The organism is Arthrobacter sp. ISL-48 (assembly GCF_018613805.1).
GTDB lineage: Bacteria > Actinomycetota > Actinomycetes > Actinomycetales > Micrococcaceae > Arthrobacter.
In genome coordinates, this window is sequence record NZ_JAGGPL010000003.1 from 777069 (window position 1) to 801414 (window position 24346).

General features: G+C 62.7%; 23 protein-coding genes. 10 read left to right on the forward strand and 13 right to left on the reverse strand.

Going from position 1 to position 24346, the window contains the following annotated elements; translation table 11 throughout:
- Positions 1-100: 100 nt before the first annotated feature.
- The 4 genes from J7E83_RS07435 (at position 101) to J7E83_RS07450 (ending at position 3435) form a co-directional block, all read left to right on the forward strand.
- Complete coding sequence (locus tag J7E83_RS07435) at positions 101-856, forward strand: amino acid ABC transporter ATP-binding protein (RefSeq protein WP_214960432.1); 756 nt, start codon at positions 101-103, stop codon at positions 854-856.
- Positions 857-926: 70 nt separating this feature from the next.
- Positions 927-1811 (forward strand): glutamate ABC transporter substrate-binding protein, encoded by an 885-nt coding sequence (locus J7E83_RS07440; RefSeq protein ID WP_214960433.1) that lies wholly within the window; start codon positions 927-929, stop codon positions 1809-1811.
- A 92-nt stretch (positions 1812-1903) separates the two neighbouring features.
- On the forward strand, positions 1904-2554 hold the full coding sequence (locus J7E83_RS07445; protein WP_214960435.1) for an amino acid ABC transporter permease: 651 nt from the start codon (positions 1904-1906) through the stop codon (positions 2552-2554).
- A complete protein-coding gene (locus tag J7E83_RS07450; protein ID WP_214960436.1) occupies positions 2551-3435 on the forward strand; it encodes an amino acid ABC transporter permease in 885 nt (294 codons plus the stop codon). Before J7E83_RS07445 ends, J7E83_RS07450 begins: the two co-directional genes overlap by 4 nt.
- Before the next feature lie 60 nt (positions 3436-3495).
- Here J7E83_RS07450 and dapE read toward each other — a convergent pair whose 3' ends face one another.
- Positions 3496-4647: a succinyl-diaminopimelate desuccinylase gene (dapE, locus tag J7E83_RS07455; RefSeq protein WP_214960437.1), complete on the reverse strand. Its 1152-nt coding sequence runs from the start codon at positions 4645-4647 to the stop codon at positions 3496-3498.
- Positions 4648-4697: 50 nt separating this feature from the next.
- On the opposite strand from dapE, the gene dapD reads away from it, so the two are divergent.
- Both dapD and J7E83_RS07465 read left to right on the forward strand, forming a co-directional pair.
- Positions 4698-5738, forward strand: a complete 1041-nt coding sequence (gene dapD / locus J7E83_RS07460) for a 2,3,4,5-tetrahydropyridine-2,6-dicarboxylate N-succinyltransferase (RefSeq protein WP_214960439.1) — start codon at positions 4698-4700, stop codon at positions 5736-5738.
- A 7-nt stretch (positions 5739-5745) separates the two neighbouring features.
- The gene (locus tag J7E83_RS07465; protein ID WP_214960441.1) at positions 5746-6600 is read left to right on the forward strand and encodes a hypothetical protein; all 855 of its coding nucleotides are present in this window, start codon (positions 5746-5748) and stop codon (positions 6598-6600) included.
- Positions 6601-6661: 61 nt separating this feature from the next.
- Here the strand turns inward: J7E83_RS07465 and J7E83_RS07470 are convergent, their stop codons facing one another.
- Positions 6662-7273, reverse strand: coding sequence for a hypothetical protein (locus J7E83_RS07470; protein WP_214960443.1), 612 nt, complete (start codon positions 7271-7273; stop codon positions 6662-6664).
- Positions 7274-7339: 66 nt separating this feature from the next.
- A complete protein-coding gene (locus tag J7E83_RS07475; protein ID WP_214960444.1) occupies positions 7340-7984 on the reverse strand; it encodes a TetR/AcrR family transcriptional regulator in 645 nt (214 codons plus the stop codon).
- A 120-nt stretch (positions 7985-8104) separates the two neighbouring features.
- On the opposite strand from J7E83_RS07475, the gene galE reads away from it, so the two are divergent.
- On the forward strand, positions 8105-9118 hold the full coding sequence (gene galE / locus J7E83_RS07480; protein WP_214960447.1) for a UDP-glucose 4-epimerase GalE: 1014 nt from the start codon (positions 8105-8107) through the stop codon (positions 9116-9118).
- A gap of 81 nt (positions 9119-9199) precedes the next feature.
- Here the strand turns inward: galE and J7E83_RS07485 are convergent, their stop codons facing one another.
- The 3 genes from J7E83_RS07485 to fdxA form a co-directional block, all read right to left on the reverse strand.
- A complete protein-coding gene (locus J7E83_RS07485) occupies positions 9200-10483 on the reverse strand; it encodes a citrate synthase (RefSeq protein WP_214960449.1) in 1284 nt (427 codons plus the stop codon).
- 229 nt (positions 10484-10712) lie between these two features.
- Positions 10713-11861, reverse strand: coding sequence for a succinyldiaminopimelate transaminase (gene dapC / locus J7E83_RS07490; RefSeq protein ID WP_214960451.1), 1149 nt, complete (start codon positions 11859-11861; stop codon positions 10713-10715).
- Between the two features lie 13 nt (positions 11862-11874).
- Positions 11875-12201 carry a ferredoxin gene (gene fdxA / locus J7E83_RS07495; RefSeq protein WP_009356972.1) on the reverse strand — a complete coding sequence of 109 codons (327 nt, stop codon included), beginning with the start codon at positions 12199-12201 and terminating at the stop codon, positions 11875-11877.
- A gap of 135 nt (positions 12202-12336) precedes the next feature.
- Here fdxA and J7E83_RS07500 point away from each other — a divergent pair, with 135 nt between their 5' ends.
- Positions 12337-12576 (forward strand): hypothetical protein, encoded by a 240-nt coding sequence (locus J7E83_RS07500; RefSeq protein ID WP_311379600.1) that lies wholly within the window; start codon positions 12337-12339, stop codon positions 12574-12576.
- A gap of 49 nt (positions 12577-12625) precedes the next feature.
- Here J7E83_RS07500 and J7E83_RS07505 read toward each other — a convergent pair whose 3' ends face one another.
- On the reverse strand, positions 12626-13435 hold the full coding sequence (locus J7E83_RS07505; RefSeq protein WP_214960453.1) for a hypothetical protein: 810 nt from the start codon (positions 13433-13435) through the stop codon (positions 12626-12628).
- 63 nt (positions 13436-13498) lie between these two features.
- On the opposite strand from J7E83_RS07505, the gene J7E83_RS07510 reads away from it, so the two are divergent.
- A complete protein-coding gene (locus J7E83_RS07510) occupies positions 13499-13654 on the forward strand; it encodes a hypothetical protein (RefSeq protein WP_214960456.1) in 156 nt (51 codons plus the stop codon).
- Positions 13655-13667: 13 nt separating this feature from the next.
- On the opposite strand, the gene typA is transcribed toward J7E83_RS07510, so the two are convergent.
- Positions 13668-15596, reverse strand: coding sequence for a translational GTPase TypA (gene typA, locus J7E83_RS07515; RefSeq protein WP_214960458.1), 1929 nt, complete (start codon positions 15594-15596; stop codon positions 13668-13670).
- Positions 15597-16003: 407 nt separating this feature from the next.
- Here typA and J7E83_RS07520 point away from each other — a divergent pair, with 407 nt between their 5' ends.
- A complete protein-coding gene (locus tag J7E83_RS07520) occupies positions 16004-16672 on the forward strand; it encodes an SGNH/GDSL hydrolase family protein (protein ID WP_396020507.1) in 669 nt (222 codons plus the stop codon).
- 68 nt (positions 16673-16740) lie between these two features.
- Here J7E83_RS07520 and J7E83_RS07525 read toward each other — a convergent pair whose 3' ends face one another.
- The 5 genes from J7E83_RS07525 to J7E83_RS07545 form a co-directional block, all read right to left on the reverse strand.
- The gene (locus J7E83_RS07525; protein WP_214960463.1) at positions 16741-18447 is read right to left on the reverse strand and encodes an ABC transporter ATP-binding protein; all 1707 of its coding nucleotides are present in this window, start codon (positions 18445-18447) and stop codon (positions 16741-16743) included.
- A gap of 11 nt (positions 18448-18458) precedes the next feature.
- Complete coding sequence (locus J7E83_RS07530) at positions 18459-19403, reverse strand: ABC transporter permease (RefSeq protein WP_214960465.1); 945 nt, start codon at positions 19401-19403, stop codon at positions 18459-18461.
- Positions 19393-20322 carry an ABC transporter permease gene (locus J7E83_RS07535; RefSeq protein WP_214960468.1) on the reverse strand — a complete coding sequence of 310 codons (930 nt, stop codon included), beginning with the start codon at positions 20320-20322 and terminating at the stop codon, positions 19393-19395. The genes J7E83_RS07530 and J7E83_RS07535 overlap by 11 nt, the downstream gene beginning before the upstream one ends.
- Before the next feature lie 123 nt (positions 20323-20445).
- Positions 20446-22131 carry an ABC transporter substrate-binding protein gene (locus J7E83_RS07540; protein WP_214960471.1) on the reverse strand — a complete coding sequence of 562 codons (1686 nt, stop codon included), beginning with the start codon at positions 22129-22131 and terminating at the stop codon, positions 20446-20448.
- Positions 22132-22422: 291 nt separating this feature from the next.
- Positions 22423-24195 (reverse strand): ABC transporter family substrate-binding protein, encoded by a 1773-nt coding sequence (locus J7E83_RS07545; RefSeq protein WP_214960473.1) that lies wholly within the window; start codon positions 24193-24195, stop codon positions 22423-22425.
- Positions 24196-24346 lie beyond the last annotated feature (151 nt).

The window sequence follows — 24346 nt, forward strand, 5'->3', positions numbered from 1 at the left end:
CAAGGCCCGGGTGCTGGCGGCAGGTATCTCTTGAATCACGATCCACGGGAACTTGGCGTGATTCCCGTCATAAGCAGCCTTTGTTCGCTAGATTCTTCTTATGACTACTCATGTCCCCGGCGATGCGCTCGTCTCCCTGAATGGTGTGAATAAGCATTACGGTCAGCTGCACGTCTTGAAGGATATCGATCTTCACGTCCGCAAGGGCGAGGTGATCGTTGTCATCGGCCCGTCCGGCTCGGGCAAGTCCACGCTCTGCCGTGCCATCAACCGCCTGGAAACCATTGAGGGCGGCACCATCAGCATTGATGGCAAGGTGCTGCCCGAAGAGGGCAAGGAACTCGCCCGCCTGCGCGCCGACGTCGGCATGGTCTTCCAGTCGTTCAACCTGTTTGCCCACAAGACCATCCTGGAGAACGTCACTCTCGGCCCCATCAAGGTCAAGGGCATTTCCAAGGCCCAGGCAGACAAGGAAGCCATGGCACTGCTCGAGCGGGTGGGCGTGGGGCACCAGGCGCCCAAGCTTCCCGCCCAGCTGTCCGGCGGCCAGCAGCAGCGTGTTGCCATTGCCCGCGCGCTGGCCATGAAGCCGAAAGTCATGCTCTTTGACGAGCCCACGTCCGCCCTCGATCCCGAAATGATCAACGAGGTCCTGGACGTGATGATCCAGCTGGCCAAGGAAGGGATGACCATGATCGTGGTCACCCACGAGATGGGCTTTGCCCGGAAGGCCGCGGACCGCGTTGTGTTCATGGCCGACGGCCAGATCGTCGAGGACGCCAAGCCCGAAGAGTTCTTCACCAATCCCCAGAGCAACCGGGCCAAGGACTTCCTGTCCAAGCTTCTGACTCACTGACACCCTACGAACGCCCACACTCCAGTTCGCACCAGGCCGTGACCCGCGGCCGATCAATGAAAGGAATGTCATGACGGCATTTATGACCCGGCGGAAGTCGTTGTTCGTGGCGGCTACGGCTGCGCTCGCCCTGTCCCTGAGCGCCTGCGGCGGCAGCACCCCCGGCACCAGCAACCCCAGCGTCGCAGAGAAGCCGACCTTCGCTGCAAACAGCACCATGGCCAAGCTCTCCTCCGCCGGAACCATCAAGATCGGCACCAAGTACGACCAGCCGCTGTTCGGCCAGGTCGGCCTGGACGGGAAGCCTGTCGGGTTCGACGTCGAGATGGGCAAGCTCATTGCCGCGAAGCTCGGAATCGCAGCGGACAAGATCGAATGGTCCGAGACCGTCTCCGCCAACCGCGAGCCGTTCATCGAGCAGGGCAAGGTGGACCTGGTCATCGCCACGTACACCATCAATGACAAGCGCAAGCAGGTTGTCAGCTTCGCAGGCCCGTACTACGAGGCCGGGCAGGCCCTGATGGTCAACAAGGACAACGACTCCATCAAGAAGCCGGAAGACGTCAAGGGCAAGAAGGTCTGCTCAGTAACGGGCTCCACCCCGGCGGGCACCATCGTGGACAAGTACGGTGCAGTGCTCGTCCCGGCGGCAACCTACTCGGCCTGCCTCGAGCCGCTCCGCAACAAGCAGGTGGAAGCCGTCACCACGGACAATGTGATCCTGGCCGGGTTTGTGGACAAGGAGCCGGACGCCTTCAAGCTGGCCTCGGACCAGACGTTCACCAAGGAGCCCTACGGCATCGGGCTGAAGAAGGACGACACCGAGTTCCGCAACTGGATCAACGACCAGCTGGAAGCCTTCAGCAAGGACGGGTCTTACAAGAAGGCCTGGGAAGCAACCGCAGGCACTGTCATCAAGACTGCCCCGGAACTCCCGGCCATCAACCGTTACTAGGTAACGCCGGCGGTTGCCGGGATGGGCTCACGGCTCATCCCGGCAACCGCTGATCCGTCTTCGCCCGTCCACTCCCAGAGCCGAAGGATCCTATGGACGTCATCATTGAAAACCTGCCCCTGTACTGGAACGGTTTTCTCCGCACCCTCTTCCTTTCAGTCGTCTCCGGGATCATCGCGCTGGTGCTCGGAACACTTCTGGCCGCCGCACGGGTTTCCCCGGTGGCAGCCTTACGCGGCTTCAGCACGGTCTACGTAGAGGTTCTCCGTAACACCCCGCTGACCATCGCATTCTTCTTCGCGGCCATCGTCCTGCCCCGGCTCGGGGTCAAGTTCGAACAGTTTGAAATTGCCGCCATCATCGCCCTCAGCGCGTACACAGCGGCCTTCATTGCGGAAGCTGTCCGCTCGGGTGTCAACAGTGTCGCGTTGGGCCAGGCAGAGGCGGCACGGAGCATCGGCATGAACTTCGGCCAGGTGCTGTCCCTCATCATCCTGCCGCAGGCGCTCCGAACTGTGATTCCACCGTTGATCAACATCCTGATCGCACTTGTGAAAAACTCATCCGTCGCCGGCGCCTTCTTCGTGCTGGAGCTGTTCGGCTACGGCAGGCAGATGGCCAACGCCAATGGCGACCAGGTCATGACCGTGCTGTTGGGCGTGGCGTTCTTCTACCTGCTGATCACCATTCCCTTGGGAATCCTGGCAAGCACCGTCGAACGAAAGGTGGCGATTGCCCGATGACTTCAGTCCTCTACGACGTTCCCGGCCCCAAAGCCCGCCGAATATCCCTGATCGGTTCCGTCATCGGAACGGTCGTGATTGTCGGCCTGCTGGCATGGATCGCCATGACCCTGGCCCAGCAGGGCATCTTCGAAGGCCGGCGCTGGGCCATCTTCACCAGGGGCGATGTCTGGATGCTGCTCGGAAACGGACTGGGGGCAACACTCAGCGCCGCTGCCGTCGCCGCCGTCATCGCGTTCCCCCTCGGCCTGATGCTGTGCCTGCTGCGGATCTCCCTGGTCGCCTGGATCCGGATCCCCACCCGTGTGGTCCTGGAGTTTCTGCGCGGCATGCCGGTGGTCCTGATGATGCTGTTCGTCCTGTTGGGCTTCGGCACATCGCAGTTCGTCGCTGTCGTCACGGGCTTGGTCCTCTACAACTTGGCCATCTTCGCGGAGATCCTCCGTGCCGGCATTCAATCATTGCCGAAGGGACAACGGGAGGCGGGCCTGACCATTGGCCTGACCAGCTTCCAGTCCCGCATGTTCATCGAACTTCCGCAGGCAATCCGCCGCATGATGCCGTCGCTTGTGGCCCAGCTGGTCGTGCTGCTGAAAGACACGTCGCTTGGCTATATCGTCGCCTATGGCGAGTTGCTCCGGGCGGTGCAGGTCATGGCGGACTTCCTGGGCAACGCTTTCTTGTTCCCCATCTTCTTCGTCGCCGCAGCAATCTACATTGCGATTAACATTTGCGTATCCCGCATCGCCGTCTGGATAGAACGCCGCGGCTCGAAGAAGGCCGCCGGCGGTGTTGCTCCCGCCATGATACGAACTGGCCTTGAAGGTGCTGGCAACGACCCCGTCGCCAAGAACATTGTCCCAGGTCCGGACAAAAAGTAGGCACGCAAAAGCGAAGGTCCGCAGCTATCAGCTGCGGACCTTCTGCGTTGGGACGGGTATTTACGCCGTAAGCCAGCTCCGCAGCGCACGCAGGCATTCACGGATAGCGTCCGCGTCCACGTGCTCATTGTCCTTGTGGGCCAACAGCGGGTCGCCCGGACCGAAGTTGACCGCGGGGATCCCCAGTTCACTGAAACGCGCGACGTCGGTCCAACCGTATTTCGGTTTCGGCTCGGCTCCGACGGCAGCCACGAAGGACGCTGCCGCGGGATGGTTCAGTCCGGGACGGGCTCCGGCGGCGCTGTCTGTCCGGACGACGTCGAACCCCTCCAGCAGTTCCCGTACGTGGGCTTCGGCCTGGTCCGGGGATTTGTCCGGCGCAAACCGGTAGTTGATGACCACGACGCAACGGTCTGGAATGACATTGCCTGCGGTGCCGCCATGGATCTTCACCGCATTGAGGCTTTCCCGGTAGCCGAGTCCGTCGACATTGACGGTCTGCGGCTCGTAAGCGGCCAGCCTGGCCAGGATCGGCGCAGCGGAGTGAATCGCGTTGCTGCCCATCCAGGCCCGGGCTGAATGGGCGGCCTCGCCCAAGGTGGTCGCTTCGAGGCGCATGGTTCCGTTGCAGCCTCCTTCCACCGTCCCGTCCGTGGGTTCGAGGAGGATGGCAAAGTCGCCGCCGAGGAGGCCTCCGTGATTGCGGACCAGGCGGCCAAGGCCGCTCTTCACCGCTTCCACTTCCTCATGGTCGTAAAACACAAAGGTGACGTCCCGCTCCGGTGCCGCCCCGCCGTCGAACATTGCAGCGGCCAGTGCCAGCTGCACCCCGACACCGCCCTTCATATCCGTAGCTCCGCGGCCGTAGAGAATGCCCTCGCCCGGAACTCCTGAGTCCCAGCTGGAGGGGACGGTACCCCGCGCCCCGGCCGTGGCGGGCAACGGGACGGTGTCCAGGTGCCCGGCGAGAATAACCCGCTCCCGCCGCCCCAGCTCGGTGCGCGCAATCAGCGAATCGCCGTCGCGCACCACGCGGAGTTCCGGGATTCCACGCAGGGCAGTTTCGACGGCGTCGGCCAGTTCGGTCTCGTTGCCCGAAACACTGTTGATGTCCATCAGGGCAGCGGTCAAAAGGGCAACGTCCTGGCTGAGGTCCAAAGGCACGGACTTTGAGCCAAGCGTTGAGGATTCGGGAGCGGTTTCAGCAGTCACGTTGCCAGTCTAGTTCGAAGCCAGTGCCCTGCTCTCGATAGACTGGGGCCATGACTGAAACCACTACCTCCGCTGCGCCCGAACACCAGAACGCCACCGCTGACTCCCGTTCCGCTTACGGCTTCGGGCTCGCCACCATCGCGACAGCCAGAGGCAAGGAAAGCGGCCAGGCCACAGTGCTGGACGTCTGGTTCCCGGAACCGGCCCTCGGCATCGCCGCCGAAAACTTGCGCGCCGTGGAAAATGCCGACGAAACCCTGGCCGAAATCGCCGCGAACGGCACCGACCCGGACCGCGGCACCGAGCAGAAGGTGGTCTTCGTCCAGATCAACCTCGATGAGGCCCCGGCGGACACAGCGGATGCCTACCTCCGGCTTCACTTGCTCTCGCACCGCCTGGTGCAGCCCAACACCGTCAACCTGGATGGGCTCTTCGGCAAACTCCCGAACGTCGTCTGGACCAACTTCGGCCCAGCCGCCGTAGAGGGCTTTGAGATGACTCGAGCCAGGCTGCGCCGCAGGGGCGCCGTCACGGTGTACGGCATCGACAAGTTCCCACGCATGGTGGACTACGTGGTGCCCGCCGGTGTGAGAATCGCCGACGCCGACCGCGTCCGCCTCGGCGCGCACCTCGCCGAAGGGACGACGGTCATGCATGAAGGGTTCGTTAACTTCAACGCCGGCACGCTGGGCACGTCCATGGTGGAGGGCCGAATTTCGGCCGGAGTGGTGGCTGGCGACGGCAGCGACGTGGGCGGCGGTGCGTCAATCATGGGCACCCTCTCCGGCGGCGGCAAGGAGAAGATCGCCATTGGCGAGCGCGTCCTCCTGGGTGCCAACTCCGGCGTCGGGATCAGCATCGGCGATGATTCCGTGGTGGAGGCCGGGCTCTACGTCACAGCGGGAACCCGGGTGCGCGTGATCGGCATCAAGGACGCCGATGGCGAGGACACCACCAGGGTGGTCAAGGCCGTGGAGCTGTCCGGCGTCCCCAACCTCCTGTTCCGGCGCAACTCCACCACCGGGGCCGTGGAGGTCCTGCCGCGCAAGGGCCAGACTGTGGAACTCAACGACGCCCTGCACTCCAACTGACACCTCCGTGGCACACAAGCGTGGCCTGGCGCGGGCAGTAGTGCTGCTGCTCACCATGGCTCTGGTGGGCGGCGGCGTGTACACAGTCGTTTCCTTCGTGCAGCGCTCCGAGACCCTCGTCTCGGAGCGCTGCACAGCGGCGGTGGGGCCCCAGACTGCGGAGCTCGCAACAGACCAGGCCGTCAATGCTTCGCTGATCACCGCCGTCGCCGTCCAGCGTGGACTTCCGGCGCGGGCCGCAAGCATCGCCCTGGCTACCGCCATGCAGGAATCGAAGCTTCGCAACATCGGCCACGGAGACCAGGCCGGCCCTGATTCCCGCGGGCTGTTCCAGCAGCGCCCTTCCCAAGGATGGGGAACTGAGGCCCAGTTAATGGACCCGTATTATGCCGCCAATGCGTTCTACGACGCACTGGTCAAGATCCCCGGCTACGAGTCGCTGGAGATCACTGACGCAGCACAACGAGTCCAGCGTTCCGCCTATCCCCGCGCTTATGCCGAGCATGAGAACATGGGCCGCAACTTCGCGTCCGGCCTCTCCGGCCAGACGCCGGGCGCTGTGCAGTGCACGCTCCGCACGCCCGAAGATCGGGGAGACCCCGTTGCCGTCGCTGCCGAACTCGAGCAGGCCTACGGGACGCTTACCACCACCACCGAGGGACAGACGTTGGTCGTGGAGGCCAGCGGCAGCGAGGCGTGGTCCGTGGGGCAATGGGCCGTGGCCAACGCCAAAGGTTTTGAGGTCACCCGGGTGGACGTTGGAGGTCAGAGCTGGAACCGCCTGGCCCGGGACGGCTGGCAGGATTCCGACGCCGGCGACGGCCAGGTCCGGATTACCGTCTCTGGGGTGCCGGCCGGCTAAGCCGCCTTAGGCTGTGCCGGGCCGGCGAAGCCGGTCAAACCCGGCTGTTTGAACCAGCAGCTCAGACGAGCATTTCCACCACAGGTTGGACATAGCTGCGGAAGAGTTCAGGCTGCGACATGAGGTCGTGGCTCATGATGATCTTGTCCGGCTCAAGGTACCAGGCCCGCTGCTCGTTCAAGGGCAGTTCGATAATGGTCAGCTTGAAATCCCGGGGACTCCGCCCGACCTCCATTAACCGGTCGTCCACCATGTCGTCCAGCAGTTGGTCTGAGCCACTGGCCACACGCTCCGCTTCCAGCTCGGCGTATTCACTGCGGCGTTCCCGGGCCCACGTGAGTGCGGCTCCGAAGTGCGCCTGGAGGACCCGCTGCAACGCCGGGGAATTTCCGAATGCCCCGAACTCGGGGGGCGACAGCTCCGGTGCCATGTGAGGATAGGCCTTCAGCAACTGCTCCCACCATGCCTCCCACTCGGTCTTCAACGCGTTGAGGCCGCCTACCTCCGCAGTGAGATGGGTATGGTCCGCGTGGTGGATCTTCGGGGCGGCATGGGACAACGCCGGATGGCCGGCGCCGTCCAGTCCGGCGGCGTCACGCACATACAGCGCGATCATCATCGGGCCGGATGTGTCCATGGTTATCTGCCAGCCGGAACCGCCTGTGTTGTGCATCCCAATTCCTCCCGTGGCGTGCCTGCACCGGGTTGATTATCCGGATCCGCTCCCCTGGCTCCCAGTCTATTCCCCAAGCACCCCGACGTTAACGGCAGCGACCGCAGCGAGGCCCGCAAGGTGCCGTTCCAGAACTTCGCGGCACATTTCCGCGGTCATCCATTCGGGCTGAAGAAGGGCATGCATGCAGAGGCCGTCCATGGTTGCGAGGAGTCTCTCGGCCTCAACAACCAGACTCTGCTGCCCACCGCCGTCCTCTGTCACCAGGGCAGTGATCACTTGGCCGATGATGGCCGCCACTTCCCGGTGGCTGCGGTCGGATTCGACCGCCAGGAATGGTCGGATTCTCGCTGCGCTCCTAAATGCCATCCAGACGCAGGCTTCCACGGCGCGCCGCTCATCCAGAGGCAGCAGTTCACCCAGCAGGGTTAAAACAGCCTCATGATGCTGCAGTGTGCCCGGGGTCTCCGCACGCATCTTTGTCAGCGCATCCGTGAGACGGACGGTCAAACTGTCCACGACAGTTGCAAACGAATACACCAGGAGTTCTTCGCTGCTGGCAAAATAATGCCTGACAGATCCCACCGCGAGCCCCGCTTCATCCGCCACCTCGCGAAGTGACGCCCGTTCAAGCCCGTCCACGGCGACGATCCTGAATACCGCTTCAACAACTTCCGCACGCCGGGCTTCGGCATCTACGATCTTGGGCATTTCCTCTTTTTAGCACATGTGTGCCTCGAAAGACGTTCACCCGCCGGTGTTGGCCGGTCACAGTGACCGGCATCCGGAACGCCGGGGCGCCCCAGGCAGCAAGTGGGATAGCGTTGGGGCATGAAAATTCTGGTCACAGGTGGCACCGGGTACATCGGCTCCCACACTGTTTTGTCCCTGCAGGAAGCCGGCCACGAGGTGGTGGTGATCGACAACCTGGTGAATTCCAGCGAAGAGTCCTTGCGCCGGGTTGCGGAACTCAGCGGCAAGGCCGCAGAGTTCCATCACGTGGACCTCGTGGACGAGGCCGCCGTGGACAGTGTGTTTGACGGAAGCAGCATCGACGCAGTCATCCACTTCGCCGGCCTGAAGGCAGTCGGAGAGTCAGTGCGTGAACCGCTCAGGTACTATTACAACAATCTCGTGGGCACGCTCAACCTGATCCGGGTTATGGACCGCCACGACGTCCGGTCACTGGTCTTCAGCTCATCCGCCACCGTCTACGGGGAACACAATCCCGTCCCGTACGTTGAAAAAATGGAAATCGGCGCGAACAACCCCTACGGCCGCACCAAGGAACAGATCGAGGACATCCTCTCCGACCTTGGCGCCGCTGACAGCCGCTGGCACATAGCGCTGCTCCGCTACTTCAACCCGGTGGGAGCCCACCCGTCCGGACGCATTGGCGAGGACCCGCAAGGCATCCCGAACAACCTGGTGCCGTTCATCGCCCAGGTTGCCGTGGGGAGGCGAGAGAAGCTGATGGTCTTCGGCGGCGACTATGACACCCCGGACGGCACCTGCCTGCGCGACTACATCCACGTGGTGGACCTCGCCGAAGGCCACGTGGCGGCCTTGGACCACGTGACGGACCGGACAGGTGTTTTCCGCTGGAACTTGGGCTCAGGCAAGGGTTCTTCGGTACTGGAGGTGCTCCGCTCGTTCGAGAAGGCAGTGGGGAAGCCCATCCCCTACGAGATCACGGAGCGCCGCCCCGGCGATCTGCCGGCTTTTTGGGCCGATGCCGCCTCGGCCCTGGCGGACCTCAGCTGGTCCACCACGAAAACGGTGGACCAGATGTGCGAGGACCACTGGCGCTGGCAGAAGAACAACCCGCAAGGTTACTCCGCTTAAAACAACAACGCGGGGTCACTTACGGCCTGTCCCAGGGTGTGGGATGGACCGTAAGTGACCCCGCATTGTGTTTTCCGGGGCTTAGCGGGCGGGGTAGTCCCGCTCCGGCTCACCGATGTAGAGCTGGCGCGGGCGGCCGATCTTGGTGTTGGGGTCGGAGATCATTTCCCGCCACTGGGCGATCCAGCCGGGCAACCGGCCGATCGCGAAGAGCACAGTGAACATCTTCTCCGGGAAGCCCATGGCCTTGTAGATCAGGCCCGTGTAGAAGTCCACGTTCGGGTAGAGCTTTCGCTGGATGAAGTAGTCATCGTTGAGCGCCTTCTCTTCGAGGCGCAGGGCGATGTCCAGGAGTTCGTCGTTGCCGCCGAGCTTGGTCAGGATCTCGTGCGCCGTGGCCTTGACGATCTTTGCACGGGGATCGTAGTTCTTGTAGACGCGGTGTCCGAAGCCCATGAGGCGGACGCCGTCTTCCTTGTTCTTGACCTTCTCCATGTAGTCCTCGGGCTTGGTGCCGTCGGCCTGGATCTGGCGGAGCATCTTCAGCACTGCTTCGTTCGCTCCGCCGTGGGCGGGACCGAAGAGCGCGTTGATGCCGGCTGAAACCGATGCGAACAAGTTGGCGTTGGAGGAGCCTACCAGCCGCACAGTGGAGGTAGAGCAGTTCTGTTCGTGGTCCGCGTGCAGGATGAGCAGGAGGTCCAGGGCCTTGGCTACCACCGGATCCACCTCGTACTGCTCTGCCGGGAGGCCAAAGCTCAGGCGCAGGAAGTTCTCCACAAGGTTATGGGAGTTGTCCGGGTACAGCATCGGCTGACCAATGGACTTCTTGTGCGCATAGGCCGCGATGACCGGAAGCTTTGCCATCAGGCGGATGGTGGAGACTTCCACCTGCTCGGCGTTGAACGGGTCAAGGGAGTCCTGGTAGAACGTGGACAACGCGGAGACGGCCGACGACAGCACAGGCATCGGGTGGGCGTCGCGCGGGAAGCCGCCGAAGAAGCCCTTGAGCTCTTCGTGCAGGAGGGTGTGATGGCGGATCTTCTGGTCGAACTCTTCCAGCTCGGTGGGGCTGGGCAGGTTGCCGTAGATCAACAGGTAGGAAACCTCGAGGAAGCTGGAGTGCTGCGCCAGCTGCTCGATGGGGTATCCGCGGTAACGCAGGATGCCCGCATCGCCATCGATGTACGTGATGGCAGAGGTGGTTGCTGCGGTGTTCATGAAGCCGGGGTCAAAGGTGACTGCGCCCGTCTGCTTCAGCAGCTTGGAAACGTCGTAACCTTCGTTCCCTTCAACAACCTGGATGCGCGGGAGCTTGAGCTCCCCTCCTGCGTGATGCAGGGTTGCGCTGTTGGTCTCAGTCATGGAGTCCCCTTCATGAGGCGTCTGGGCCTCTGTCGAAAGCTTGATCCAACATCCGGTGAGCCGCGCACTGACCCTGTTCGGCACAGGGTTCCAACACCCGGGCTGCCTTCTTGTAGAAAGCCACCATTGATAGTCACTTAAAAAGTACCGCTCCTTAGCGGGTGTCACTAATCGGCGACGTACGAAAGTGGCCTAAAATGCTCCCGTTGTGGCGCGAGTCACACCATTGTTACGACGCTGCGGCCAGCCGGGACACGGCGGCGTCGATCCGTTCGTCCGTACCGGTCAGCGCGACACGAACGAAGCCGTTGCCTGCCTCGCCATAGAAGACGCCGGGCCCCACCACGATGCCGTGGTCGGCGAGCCGCCCCACCGTCTCCCACGTGCCCTCCCCTGCGGTGGACCAGAGGTACAGCCCGGCGTCGGACTCCTTGATCTCCAGTCCGAAGCGGTTCAACGCCGGCACGAGGCGTTCCCTGCGGCCCCGGTACAGGTCCTTCTGCGCCTGGACATGCGCGTCGTCAGCAAGGGCGGCGCGCATTGCCTCCTGCACCGGGTAGGGGACGATCATGCCCGCGTGCTTGCGGCTGTTGACCAGGTTGGCCATGATGCGCGGATCGCCGGCAACAAAGGCGGCCCTGTAGCCGGCCAGGTTGGACTGCTTGCTCAGCGAATACACGGCCAGGAGGCCCTCGCGGGAGCCGCCGGCAACACGGGGGTCCAGGATGCTGGGTACAGGCTCGCCGCCCCGCTGGACATCCCAGGCGCCCCAGCCGAGCTCTGCGTAGCACTCATCCGACGCCACCACTGCCCCGAGCTCCCGTGCCTGCTCGACCAGCGCACGCAGGGACTCGACATCCCTGACGCTGCCGGTGGGGTTGCCGGGCGAGTTCACCCAGACCAGGCGGACCCGCGAGCGGGTGGCCTCGTCGAGTTCGTCGAGGTGGTCAGTGGCAACCGACATGGCGCCGGCGAAGGTGGCACCGATGTCATAGGTAGGGTAGGCGACTTTGGGGCGGACGACGACATCGCCCGGCTTCAGCCCCAGCAACAAAGGAAGCCATGCCACCAGTTCCTTGGAACCCACGGTGGGCATAACGTTCTTGGGATCCAGGCCTGGAACTCCCCGGCGGCGTTCGAACCACTGCGCGATGGCTTCACGCAGCGGGATGGTGCCGTGGACTGTGGGGTATCCCGGGGCGTCGGCGGCGGCCCTGAGTGCCTCCTGGATCAACGCGGGGGTCGGGTCCACTGGCGTGCCAATGGAGAGGTTCACCGCCCCGCCCCGGTGTTCTGACGCCTTGGCCACATAAGGCGCCAAGGCCTCCCACGGGTAGTCGGGCAGGCTCAGGCCAAAGCCGTTCACGGCTGCGGTCACCGGGACGCCCGGCTCAGTGGTCTTGGTTCTGCGGCGGCAGTGCGGCAATCATCGGGTGGTCCTTACCCGTGTTGCCGATTTTTGCGGCACCGCCGGGGGAACCCAGATCGTCGAAGAATTCGACGTTGGCCTTGTAGTAGTCGGCCCACTCGTCAGGGGTGTCATCCTCGTAGTAGATGGCCTCGACGGGGCAGACAGGTTCGCAGGCACCACAGTCGACGCACTCATCCGGATGGATGTACAGCGAACGCTCACCCTCGTAGATGCAGTCGACGGGGCACTCCTCAATACATGCCTTGTCCTTGACATCCACACACGGCTGCGCGATTACGTACGTCACGTCCCTTGCCTCTCCACGTTGGTACCGGCGACCGGCCGGTTCTTGCGTCCGGCATGTCCTCCGGACTGTTGACTTCTGAGCCTATTATCTCCCAGCCCGTCACCGCGAACCTAGCGGGCCCCCTAGTATGAACTGGTGAGTCTGACCACGCCTTCGCCCCGTGAGTTCCTGGAGGCCGCCGCGCCCGGAACCCGGGTAGTGGTCCGGTACCGGATCGAGGGCGGGCTCACGGACGCGCTGGGCCACCTGGTTGGAACCGCCGACGGCGACTGCACCGTCCGTACCCGGCAGGCCGACGTCGTCATTCCCCTTGCGCTGGTGGTGGCGGCGAAGGAAGTGCCGCCCGCACCTGAGCGGCGCCGGCCCGTGCGCTAAATGAGGCTCTCACTGCGCAGGAACTGCCCACGCGGGTCGAACCCGGGCTTCACTGCGCAGACCTGTACGTGGCAAGAGCTCGATGCACCATTCGCACGAACTCCGTGGGCTCGCTCAGCAGCATTTCAAAGGTCACGCGAAGGGTGGGAATACCTCGGACAACCGTCACGTTCCATCGCCGCCTGTCCTCCCGGTACGCTGCCCGGCTCCTGTGGTGGGCGTAGCCGTCGGTCTCAATACCCAGCAGGCCATCGACCAAGAGGTCCAAATGGCCCACCCCGGGAATCTTGACCTGCAGCTCCACCGTCAGCCCCGCCTCCTCCAGCAGATACCGGGCCATGGTTTCGATGATCGACCCGGACTGCGGCCGGATTCTTGCAACCAGTCCAAGAACGGCCTTCTCCCTGACCGCTGGAAACTGTTCCCGGAGAGTCGGAAGTTGAACCAACCCCCTTTTGACCGCAGATTCCGCGATGGTCAGCCCCTCGAGCGGCGGAAGACAGCGGAGCGATTGGCACACAATGTCCAGATGCGTCAGTGGAACGTTGCTTCTGTGCACGACACAGCCATCAATTGGCCTCCCATGCCCTGCGGCAAGATGGGGTCTCCCGGGGCCCTTGACCACCCATAGCCCCGCTGCCTGGGCAGCCGTGACACAGGCGGGCACCGCGTAGTGCCGGCCGGCGTGGACGAGCAAGGGTTCTGCGTCAGGCAGCGCATACACGCCTCGCGCCACCCTTTGGACGGAGGAGTCCTGGACTCCGGCTTCAATGCTCCGGCGGGAGACACCGGCCTGCCTCAAGGAGCTGGTGCTGCCGACTCCCCCCATCGCCGCCAGCGCATCAGTGATAGTTCGCATAAGTGCATGCTGCCTGTTCCGGGAGTCCGACACAGCGGCCAGGAGCGCGTATGTGGAAAACGCATGGGCGCAGTGAAGGGGCGGCACGGTGCGCAGGCACTGCCTCAGCACCTCGACCCCGGGCTTCACTGCGCCGAGCGGTACCCGGCAAGGCCCGTTAACGGCAAAAGCTGCCGGTACGACGGCGGGGTGACCCTCCCGTTGTACCGGCAGCTTTAGCTGTGGTGCAGTACTAGACCTTGGCGCGGGCGCGGTTTGCCTTGGCGCGCTCGTTGGTGTCAAGGATGAGCTTGCGGATGCGGATTGACTCCGGGGTTACCTCAACGCATTCGTCCTCGCGGGCGAATTCGAGGGACTCCTCGAGGGTGAGGTCACGCGGCGGCGTCAGGTTCTCGAAGGTATCGGAGGACGCCGCACGCATGTTGGTGAGCTTCTTTTCCTTGGTGATGTTGACGTCCATGTCGTCGGCGCGGGAGTTCTCGCCGACGATCATGCCCTCGTAGACCTCGGAGGTGGGCTTCACGAAGAAGGAACCGCGCTCCTGCAGGTTGATCATGGCGAACGGCGTCACAACACCTGCGCGGTCGGCGATCATCGAACCGTTGGTACGGTACTCGATGGGACCGGCCCACGGCTCGTAGCCCTCGGAGATGGAGGCCGCGATGCCGGCGCCGCGGGTGTCCGTGAGGAATTTGGTGCGGAAGCCGATCAGGCCACGGGCGGGAACGATGAATTCCATCCGGCACCAGCCGGTACCGTGGTTGGCCATGTTGGTCATGCGGCCCTTGCGGGCTGCCATCAGCTGGGTAACGGCGCCGAGGTACTCTTCGGGCACGTCGATGGTCATGTGCTCCATCGGTTCGTGGATCTTGCCGTCCACGGTCTTGGTGACAACCTGAGGCTTGCCCACGGTCAACTCGAAGCCTTCGCGGCGCATCTGCTCAACGAGGATGGCCAGCGCGAGCTCCCCGCGGCCCTGGACTTCCCAGGCATCCGGGCGCTCCGTGGGAAGCACGCGGATGGAGACGTTACCGATCAGTTCCTTGTCCAGGCGGTCCTTTACCTGGCGGGCCGTCACCTTGGCGCCCTTGACCTTGCCGGCAAGCGGCGAGGTGTTGATACCGATGGTCATGGAGATCGCGGGATCGTCTACGGTGATCAGCGGCAGCGGCTGCGGGTTCTCTGCGTCGGTCAGGGTCTCACCGATGGTGATCTCCTCGATTCCCGCGACAGCGACGATTTCGCCCGGACCCGCGGACTCGGCCGGAACGCGGTCCAGTGCCTTGGTGGCCAGGAGTTCGGTGATCTTGACGTTCTTGAGCTCACCGTTGGCGCGTGCCCAGGCAACGGTCTGGCCCTTGCGCAGGGTGCCGTTGTAAATGCGCAGGAGGGCGAGGCGGCCCAGGAACGGGGAGGCGTCAAGGTTGGTGACGTGTGCCTGCAGGACACCGTTCGGGTTGTACGTGGGAGCAGGAATGTGCTCGATGATGGTCTGGAACAGCGGTTCCAGGTCCTCGTTCTCCGGAGCGGTTCCGTCGGCGGGCTGCTCGAGGGAGGCGCGTCCGACCTTTGCGGCGGCATACACGACCGGCACGTTGAGGATCTTGTCCAGGTCCAGGTCCGGAACTTCGTCCGCGAGGTCCGAGGCGAGGCCCAGGAGGAGGTCCATGGACTCGTGGACAACTTCCTCGATGCGGGCGTCGGGGCGGTCGGTCTTGTTGACCAGCAGGATGACCGGCAGGTGCGCGGCCAGGGCCTTGCGCAGCACGAAGCGGGTCTGGGGCAGCGGGCCTTCGGAAGCATCAACCAGCAGCACAACACCGTCCACCATGGACAGGCCGCGCTCAACCTCGCCACCGAAGTCGGCGTGGCCGGGGGTGTCGATCACGTTGATGGTGATGGTTTCGCCCTTGGAGGACGGTCCGTTGTAGGCCACGGTAGTGTTCTTGGCCAGGATGGTGATGCCCTTTTCGCGCTCCAGGTCACCAGAGTCCATCACCCGGTCTTCAAGGTGGTTGTGCTCGGCAAAGGAATTGGTCTGCTTGAGCATGGCGTCGACCAGCGTGGTCTTGCCGTGGTCAACGTGGGCCACGATCGCGACGTTGCGCAGGTCACTGCGCGATGCAGTGGCTACCGCGGTGTTGGTGGTGGTTTCAGACATGCGTAATGGCTCGATTCAGTGGTGAAGTCAGCTGTTGTATCGCGACATTTCCAACTGGAACGCACGACGGATTAGTCCCTTTGCACAGGGCACCTTCCCCCATTCTAGCCGGTGAGCCATTTATTGGCCTAAAAATCACACACCATCTGGGTTCGGCCCGGCCGGGGATTGCAATGGCCGCGTTGACATCGTGAGTAAAATCACTGGATTTTCCTGACTAGATAGCCCATCATGGCTGTGATAAGCCAAGCAAGCCCGGAGATCCACTGATGCGAAAAGCCTCGGCTCTGACCCGCTTTGTTGCATGTGGAATCGCCGCCGGCGTCCTCCTGAGCGGCTGCGGGCAGTCCCCAGAACACCCTGACGCCTCCCCCGCCCAACCGCCAGCGCAGGCGCCTGGGAATTTGGTGACGAGCGGTGCTGACCCGGCCGCGCTGCCCGCAGGTTCCTACGTCCACAATCCGGCAAGCGGCCGTGACGAGGTAGTAGTACCGGACATCGCGCACACGGCGCTGCTGATAGGTGATTCCCAGTCGGAACCGTACGACGGCTGGCCGCGCCTTGGCCTGGCGGCAGTCGGCTACAAGGTCCACTTCTGCGGGCTTGGCGGCACCGGTTTCGTGACGGGCAACGGCAAGACGGGGAACTACATCGATGCCCTGCTGCGGGGCGACTGGAAGCTTCCGTATGGGACTCCCCCGCTCATCATCATTCAGGGCGGCGGCAACGATGCGTCCCAAGGTGCCACCGACGCACAGATCGTGGCTAATGCCGACCGCCTGATCGCCGCCCTCCAGGAGCGCTACCCAGGCATCAGGATCGCAATGATCGGCACTCTGGCACGGGGCGCGAACTACGGCGGTGGCCGGCGCAGCCAGGTGGACGCACTCCTCGGCACAGTCGCGGCGAACCACGGAATGCCTTTTGTGGCGGTGGGCGACTGGCTGACCAAGTACGATCTCGCCAAGAACCTGGCCGACGCCGTGCATATGAACGCAGCGGGCCGGAGGGCTCTCGGGTCATTGCTTGAAGTCAGGCTGCGGGCGCTGCATCTCGAAGCCGAGCCGGCTGGTTAAGCAGGATGGAGCCGGCCTCCCCTTCCGGGCGCCGGCTCCATCCGCTGTTCAGCGTGCAGATCCTACTGTCAGGCGACTTCCGGCGGGAGCATTAGTCGCGCTCCCGGAATGGCGTTCAGCAGTGCCTTGGTGTAATCCTGCTGCGGCGAATCGAAGACGTCATCCGTGGACCCGGTCTCCACCAGTTGCCCCTGTTCCATGACGCATACGTGATCGGCTATCTGCCGGACCACTGCAAGGTCGTGGGTGATGAAGAGGTAGGTGAGTCCCAGGTTGGACTGCAGGTCGGCCAGGAGGTTAAGCACCTGCGCCTGGACCAGTACGTCCAGTGCAGACACCGCCTCGTCGCAAATGATCACTTCGGGGTCGAGGGCCAGGGCGCGGGCAATGGCGATACGCTGGCGCTGCCCGCCTGACAACTCGTTCGGATACCGCTGCATAGTGGACTGCGGGAGTGCCACCTGGTCCAGGAGTTCACGAACCTTCTTCTCACGGCTCGCAGTGTTGCCGATTTTATGAACCCTCAGAGGCTCTTCGATGGTCCGATAGATGTTGTACATCGGGTCAAGGGAACCGTAGGGGTCCTGGAAGATCGGCTGCACCCTCCGGCGGAATTTGAACAGGTCCGCACTCCGCAAAAGGGACGTGTCGACGCCGTCGAACAGGATCTTTCCATCCGTCGGCTTCTCAAGTTGCAGCACCATTTTGGCCACTGTGGATTTGCCCGAACCGGACTCTCCCACAATCGCCGTCGTGGTTCCCCTCTTGACGTTGAAGCTCACGCCGTCTACTGCCGCGAAGTCCGTAGACTTGCCCAGGCCCTGCCGAAGTTTGTAGACCTTGCGTAGGTCCTGGATCTGCAGAATATGGTCATTCGCTTGTACCTCGGTGGCCGGTGCCAGCAAGTCAGCCGCCTCCACGCCCTGTTCCTTCGCGGCCTGGATTCGCCGGCTGGCCAATGAAGGCGCAGATTCGACGAGACGCTTGGTATAGGGGTGCTGGGGGTCCTGCAGCAGCTCCAGCGACGGGCCAGCCTCCACTACCTGTCCGCGGTACATAACCACTACCTTGTCAGCCCGCTCTGCCGCCAGCCCCAAGTCATGGGTAATCAGCAGCACGGACGTTCCCAGTTCCGAGGTCATCGTCTCAAGGTGGTCCAGGATCTGACGCTGCACAGTGACGTCCAGCGCCGACGTCGGTTCATCGGCAATCAGCAGCCGAGGCTGGCAGGAAAGGCCGATGGCGATGAGGGCACGCTGGCGCATTCCGCCTGAAAACTCGTGCGGATACTGATTGGCGCGGCGGTGTGCATCGGGCAGCCCGGCTTCAGACAGCACTTTGGCGACATCAGCGGGGCCGCTTGGTTTTCCGTTAGCCCGCAGTGTCTCGCGGACCTGGTAACCGATCTTCCATACAGGATTCAGGTTGGACATGGGATCCTGGGGGACCATGCCGATCGTGTTGCCGCGAAGTTCAATCATGCGGCGCTCGGAAGCGTGCGCGATGTCCTCTCCGTCAAGGAGAATCTGGCCGGCCGACACTTTGCCGTTGGTTGGCAAGAGTCCGATCGCTGCCAGGGCCGTGGTCGATTTGCCTGACCCGGACTCTCCCACGATGGCAACGGTTTCACCCGGCAAGATGGTGAGATGGGCGTTGCGGACCGCCTGGACTTCGCCCGAGCCCGTCTTGAAGGTGATCGCCAGGTCGCGGATTTCCAGCAACGGCCTGACTCCGGTGGTGTCGGCCTCATCGATCCGGATTTCTGGGGTTGTCATGGCTTTTTCTTTCATCGCTGACGGCTCTTCGGATCGAGGGCATCACGCACTGCATCGCCGAGCATGATGAAGCTCAGAACGGTGATGGACAAAGCCGCCGCCGGATAGAGCAGAATCTCGGGCTTGGTGCGGATTGACGATTGCGCCGCGGCGATGTCATGCCCCCACGACATGATGCCCTCCGGCAAACCAATGCCAAGGAAGGACAGCGTGGCCTCGGCCACAATAAAGACGCCCAGCTCCAGAGTTGCCAGCACGATGACGGGCGCCAGCGCATTGGGCAGGACGTGCCGGACCAGGGCACTGAACTTCGAGACACCCAAGGCACGCGCAGCAGTGACAAAGTCCGCATTGCGGACCTCTATCACCGCACCCCTGGTTATGCGCGCCATTTGCGGCCACGCCAACACGGCAATGACGAGCACCACAGTCCACACGCTCTTGTTTTGGCGGAATACGGGAAGCTGCGTGATGACCAGCGCGCCAAGGATCAGGGGCAAAGCGAAGAAGATGTCACCGAGCCGGGCGAGTACTATGTCCAGCCAGCCTCCGTAGAAGCCTGCGAGTGCGCCGAACGTCACGCCGACAATCAGGACACACAATACGGCCAGAACGCCTACGGAAAGGGAAGCCTGGGTTCCGTGGATAACCCGGGAGTAAATGTCGCAGCCCTGGAAGGTGAAGCCGAACGGGTGTCCCGCGGTGGGCCCACCCTCCGAGTTCGCAAGTTCGCAGCCCTCGTTCGGTGCCACAGAGGAGAAGAGGCCTGGGAAGAGTGCCACGACCACCAGCGCCAGGATCAGCAGAGCAGAGATGATGAACAGCGGACGCCGGCGGAGCTTCCGCCAGGCATCGGCCCATAGGCTCAAGGGCGCCTGGTCGGTCTTCAGGGTATCCGTCGCCAGCAGCGGGGTTTCTTCGATGGGAGCCACGAAGTGGCTGTTCTTATTGGTCATAGCGAATCCTCGGGTCCAGCCAGGCGTATAGGAGATCGACAATAAGGTTGGCCACCACAAACACCAGCACCAGCACGCTGACGATCGAAACGATGGTGGGGCCCTCGCTGCGCAAGACAGCCTGGTAGAGCTTGTTGCCCACCCCAGGGACGTTGAAGATGCCCTCGGTCACGATGGCGCCGCCCATGAGGCCACCAAGGTTTGCCCCCAGATACGTGACAACCGGGATCAGCGAGTTCCGCAGGATATGGGCCAGCACGACGCGGGGCCGCGAAAGGCCCTTGGCTGTGGCCGTACGAACGTAGTCGGCATTCATGCTTTCACTGACGGACGCGCGGGTCAGGCGGAGCACGTAGGCGAATGACACCAGACCCAGGACAACCGCCGGCAGCAGCAGGTTGCCCCAGTCTGCATTCGCGCCGACCGTTGGTTTCGCCCATCCCAGCTGGACTCCGAAAACCAGCTGGAAGACGAAGCCGAGAACGAAGGTGGGCACCGCGATGACCACCAGCGAGGCGACAAGGACAGTGGAGTCGAACCAACTGCCGCGACGGAGGCCGGCAAAGACGCCGAAGGCCACGCCAAAGACCGCCTGGATAATGAGGGCCTCAACAGCGAGCATTGCGGTCACGGGAAAGACGCGAGCCAATGTAGCGGCAATAGGCTGGCCGGTAAAATCATTGCCCAAATTGAACGTGAAGAGGTTCTGCAGGAAGATCCCGTACTGGACCCAGAAGGGCTGATCCAGGTGGTACTGACTGCGGAGGGTGTCAATCACGGACTGGGGCGGCTGGCGGTCACCGAAGAGCGCGGAAATGGGGTCGCCCGGAAGGGCGAACACCATGTAGTAGACCAATAGTGTGGTGCCGAGGAAGACGGGGATCACCTGAAGGAGTCGACGCAAGATATAGCGGACCACTGGATCACCGGCCTTCCGGGCAGGAAGAGATGGGTTTCATTTGTGCCTTCCTACCGTGCAGACGAATGGGGGCCCGGCATGAAACCGGACCCCCATCCCTGTCGGTAAGTTAGTTCCTGGGGATTACTTAGCCGTGATGTTGTAGTAGAGAATGGCGCCATTCCAGCCGGTTTCGGCCTTCACGACGTTGTTGCTCCACACAATCGGCACTGTGTAGTCCCAGAGCGGCAGGCCGGGAAGGTCCTTGAAAAGGATCTCCTGCGCCTTGTTGAACTTGTCGTTCGCGTCTCCGGTGGACTTAGCCGCAAGACCCTCCTTGAGGAGCTTGTCGAACTCGGGGTTCGAGTACTGTTCGTAGTTGGATGATGCACCAGTCGCCCAGACAGGTCCGAGGAAGTTGTAGAGCGACGGGTAGTCCGCCTGCCAACCGGCTCGGGTCAGGCCGGGGAGGGACTGCGACTTGCGGAGGTTCAAGACCTCTGCGAACTTCGCGAAGGGCTGAATCTCTGCCTGGATACCAAGGTTGTTCTTGAAGCCGTTGGCTACGGCATCGATCCATTCCTTGTGGCCACCATCGGTGTTGGAGGCAATCTGGAGCGGCTTGGAACCGTCGTACGGCTTGATCTTCTCGGCCTGGGCCCACAAGTCCTTGGCCTTTGCAGGGTCAAACTTAAGGACCTCACTGCCCGCTAGGTCGCCCTTGAAGCCCTCAATCACTGGCGGCGCGAAAGCTTGAGCTGGCTTGCGCGTTCCATTGAAGACAACCTTGGTGATTTCCTCGCGGTTGATCGCGTAGGAAAGGGCCTGGCGACGCAGCTTGCCGGCCTCACCCTGGAAGTTCGGGTTGTATGGCGGGATGTTCAGCGTGGCGTCGGTGGCAACGGGCTTGGCAGCATTGCGGTCCGGGAAATCCGTGACGTATGTCTTCAACGCGTTTGAAGGCAGGACGTCCGTGACATCCAGATTATCGGACTGCAGGTCAGTGTAGGCGGGACCCGGATCGGTGTAGAACTTGAAGGTCACGCCGCCGTTCTTCGCTTCGCGGGGACCGCTGTAGTCGGCGTTTTTTACCAGCGAGATGGACTGGTCATGAACCCAAGCCCCAGTCTTGGCGAATTTGTAGGGCCCGTTTCCCACGGGGTTCTCGCCATAGGTCTTTGGGTCAGCAAGCGCGGCCGACGGCAGGGGGAAGTAGGCAGAGTAGCCAAGACGCAGTGACCAGTCAGCCTCGGGCTGGGACAGCTTGACGGTGATCGTAGAGTCGTCCGGTGCCGCCAGACCCGACATCGTGTCGGCCTTGGGAGCGGGCGTGGTGGTCGTCTTGCCGTCGGCGGACTTCTCGGTGGTGACCGCGGAGACATCGTCATAGCCGGCGATAGATTCAAAGAAGAAGCCGTTGGCTTGGAGGCTCTTCGAGTTCGCTGCGTAGTTCCAGGAGTCTACGAAGGATTTTGCGGTGACTGGTTCACCGTTCGTGAACTTCGTACCCTGCTTGACTTTGATGGTCCAGTTTTGGGCGTCACTCGATTCAATGGAATCAGCAAGAGCATTGACAGGCTTGCCACTGGGATCGTAAGTACGAAGACCTTCGAAGAGCAGCTCGACGACGTGGCTGCCATAGGCCTCGTTCGTGTTGGCTGGCAGCAGCGGGTGCTGTGGTTCATTGTTGTACGCGGTGATGATTTTGTTGGGATCGCCGCCGGACTGGCTGGCACCGTTATTGCTGCCGCCTCCAGCGCCGCAGCCGGTCAGGGCGAGCGCGGCGACTGCCACGATGCCCAGTGCTTTGGAAGTGCGCGTAAAACGCATTCCGCCTCCTATGAGTTGTGGGAGATGTTTAGGGAAATCTTTTGCTTCCCCGCAGGCCGGCCGCAGTTTTGTACTGTGACGCACCCTACATATACGATTAGCCTAACCGCACAAAGTCCAAATACTGGTACTCCGTTGCCAAACCGTGATGGGGTAATGATCAGGAGGTAGCCGGTAGGCGGCCGTAGTGCACGTCACATGTTACTCGCTGGTACGAAACTCGGCGAATCAGCGCACAGCGAGGGCAAATCACGCCGGGCCGCTCCCCTCATCAGGTTCCAGCGGCGACCGTCAGTTAACGTGCCAATCCCACACGTTCCACCAGACGCCCAACGGCCCTGGACTGGATTTCACACCGGCGATCCGGCTGCTGAAAGCGGTGGTTCCGGGGGTCTGGTACAGGGGCAGACCGTAGGCGCTTGCCCACACCCGCTTGTCGATCTCGGCCATCAGCTCGTCCTGCTTCGCCAAGTCGGTGGTAGTAGCGAGTTGCTCCATCGCCTTGTCGGCGTCGCCGTCGGAAAATCCGTTGAAATTGCTGCCGGCGCCTGTCCGGAAGATCTGCGGGATGCGGCTCACTCCGACTCCGGTGCTGATCCAGCCAAGAATTGCCGCGTTGTAGCCGCCGCCGCCCAGCGCCGCCGCCCAGTCCGCGTTTCCCAGCCCGGCATCAACAACATTGAACCCGGCAAGCCCGGCGGATTCGCGGATCAGCGAAAAGACCCGGGCCCGGTTCGGGTTGTCCCGGTTGTACAGGATACGGACCGTTGGCGTGGCCCCGCGCAGCAACGACTTGGCGCCCTCAATGTCCACCTTGGAATAGCCGGATGACCCGTTGTTCTTCACCGTGTCGCCGTACTTTGGATGGGCCGGAAGGAAGACCTGGGAATCCAAGGGCTTGGCCTCGGGTATGAGTTCGCCGACGATCGCGTCCACAATCTCCTGGCGCGGGACGGTCTTGAGGAACGCTTTGCGGACATCCTCCTCGGCAAAGGGGCCGGAGAAGTTCAAATCGAGGTGGTCATAGCCGGACTGGCTGAACCGCTGGACAGTCGCGCCCTGGCTGGCGAGGCCGCTGAAGAGGTCCACGGTACCGGCTGACAGCTGCGGCGAAATAATATCGGCCTGTCCGTTCCGGAGCGCGTCGACAGCTGCCTGAGGCGCGTCCGTGAACCGGATGGTGATGTCGTCCAGATGTGGCTCGGGTCCCCACACGTAGTCCCGGTTCCTGACCAGCCTCACAGAAGATCCGGGGATGACGTCCCTGACGATGTAAGGTCCGCTGGAAAGATAGATCGCCGGATCCGCAGGCAGCGCTGTGGAATCGAAACCTGAGTTCCAGAAGTCGCTGACCCTCTTCAGCGCGGGATTAGCCGCGGGTCTCTTGCTGTCGCCGCGGGGTGAATCCCTGAGCAGGTCAATGAGGTCCCCTTCATCGTTCAAGCCGCTTTTCGCGGCGACCACATGGGCGGGAAGTCCGACGTCGAACGCCACTTCCCAATCAGCATACGGTTCTGCATACTGCAGGATGATGGAACGTCCGTCTCCCCCGATTTCCGGAAATGTCGTCTTGGCGAGGCCGCTGGTATCCGATGCAACCGAGAAGTACTTGGTCCCAGTGCCGGCCTTCGCGTCTGCATCATCAAAATAACCGGAACCAGCCGCCCATGCCAGCAGCAGGTCACCTGCGCTGATCGGTTCGCCGTCGGACCATTTGACCCCTTCGTTGACCGTGTACTTCACCTTCAACGGCTTGTCAGAGACCTTTTCATAGTGGCCGAACTTGTCGTTCCGGATCACTCTGGCAGAGTCGTCCACGTAGAAGAACCCGGAGTGGGTGATGTAGCCAACTTTGGAGTTGATGTCCGTATTTCCGGCGGTGCTGTAGGGGTTGAAGGAGGAGAGCGCGTTGACCTCGGCGACAGTCGCGCTGCCGCCGCGCTTGACCTCGCCGACCACCGCCGGCACTGTTCCCCCGAGTCCCCCGCCGGCCGTGCATGCCGAGAGAACCAGCGCTGCAGCCACAGCCCCGGAAACAATGTGAATCAGACGCCTGAGAGGCATGCCGTCTCCTTTTGTGTTCCCTCGTCATGAGGGGTCCCCCTGGAGTCGCCAGGATCTGTCCTAAGTCCTTGAGTAAGGATACGGCGTATGCCTCGCCGGCATCACACGCGCGTTGGCGTTCACGAACGCAGACCTCGGGATTCAGCTCAGC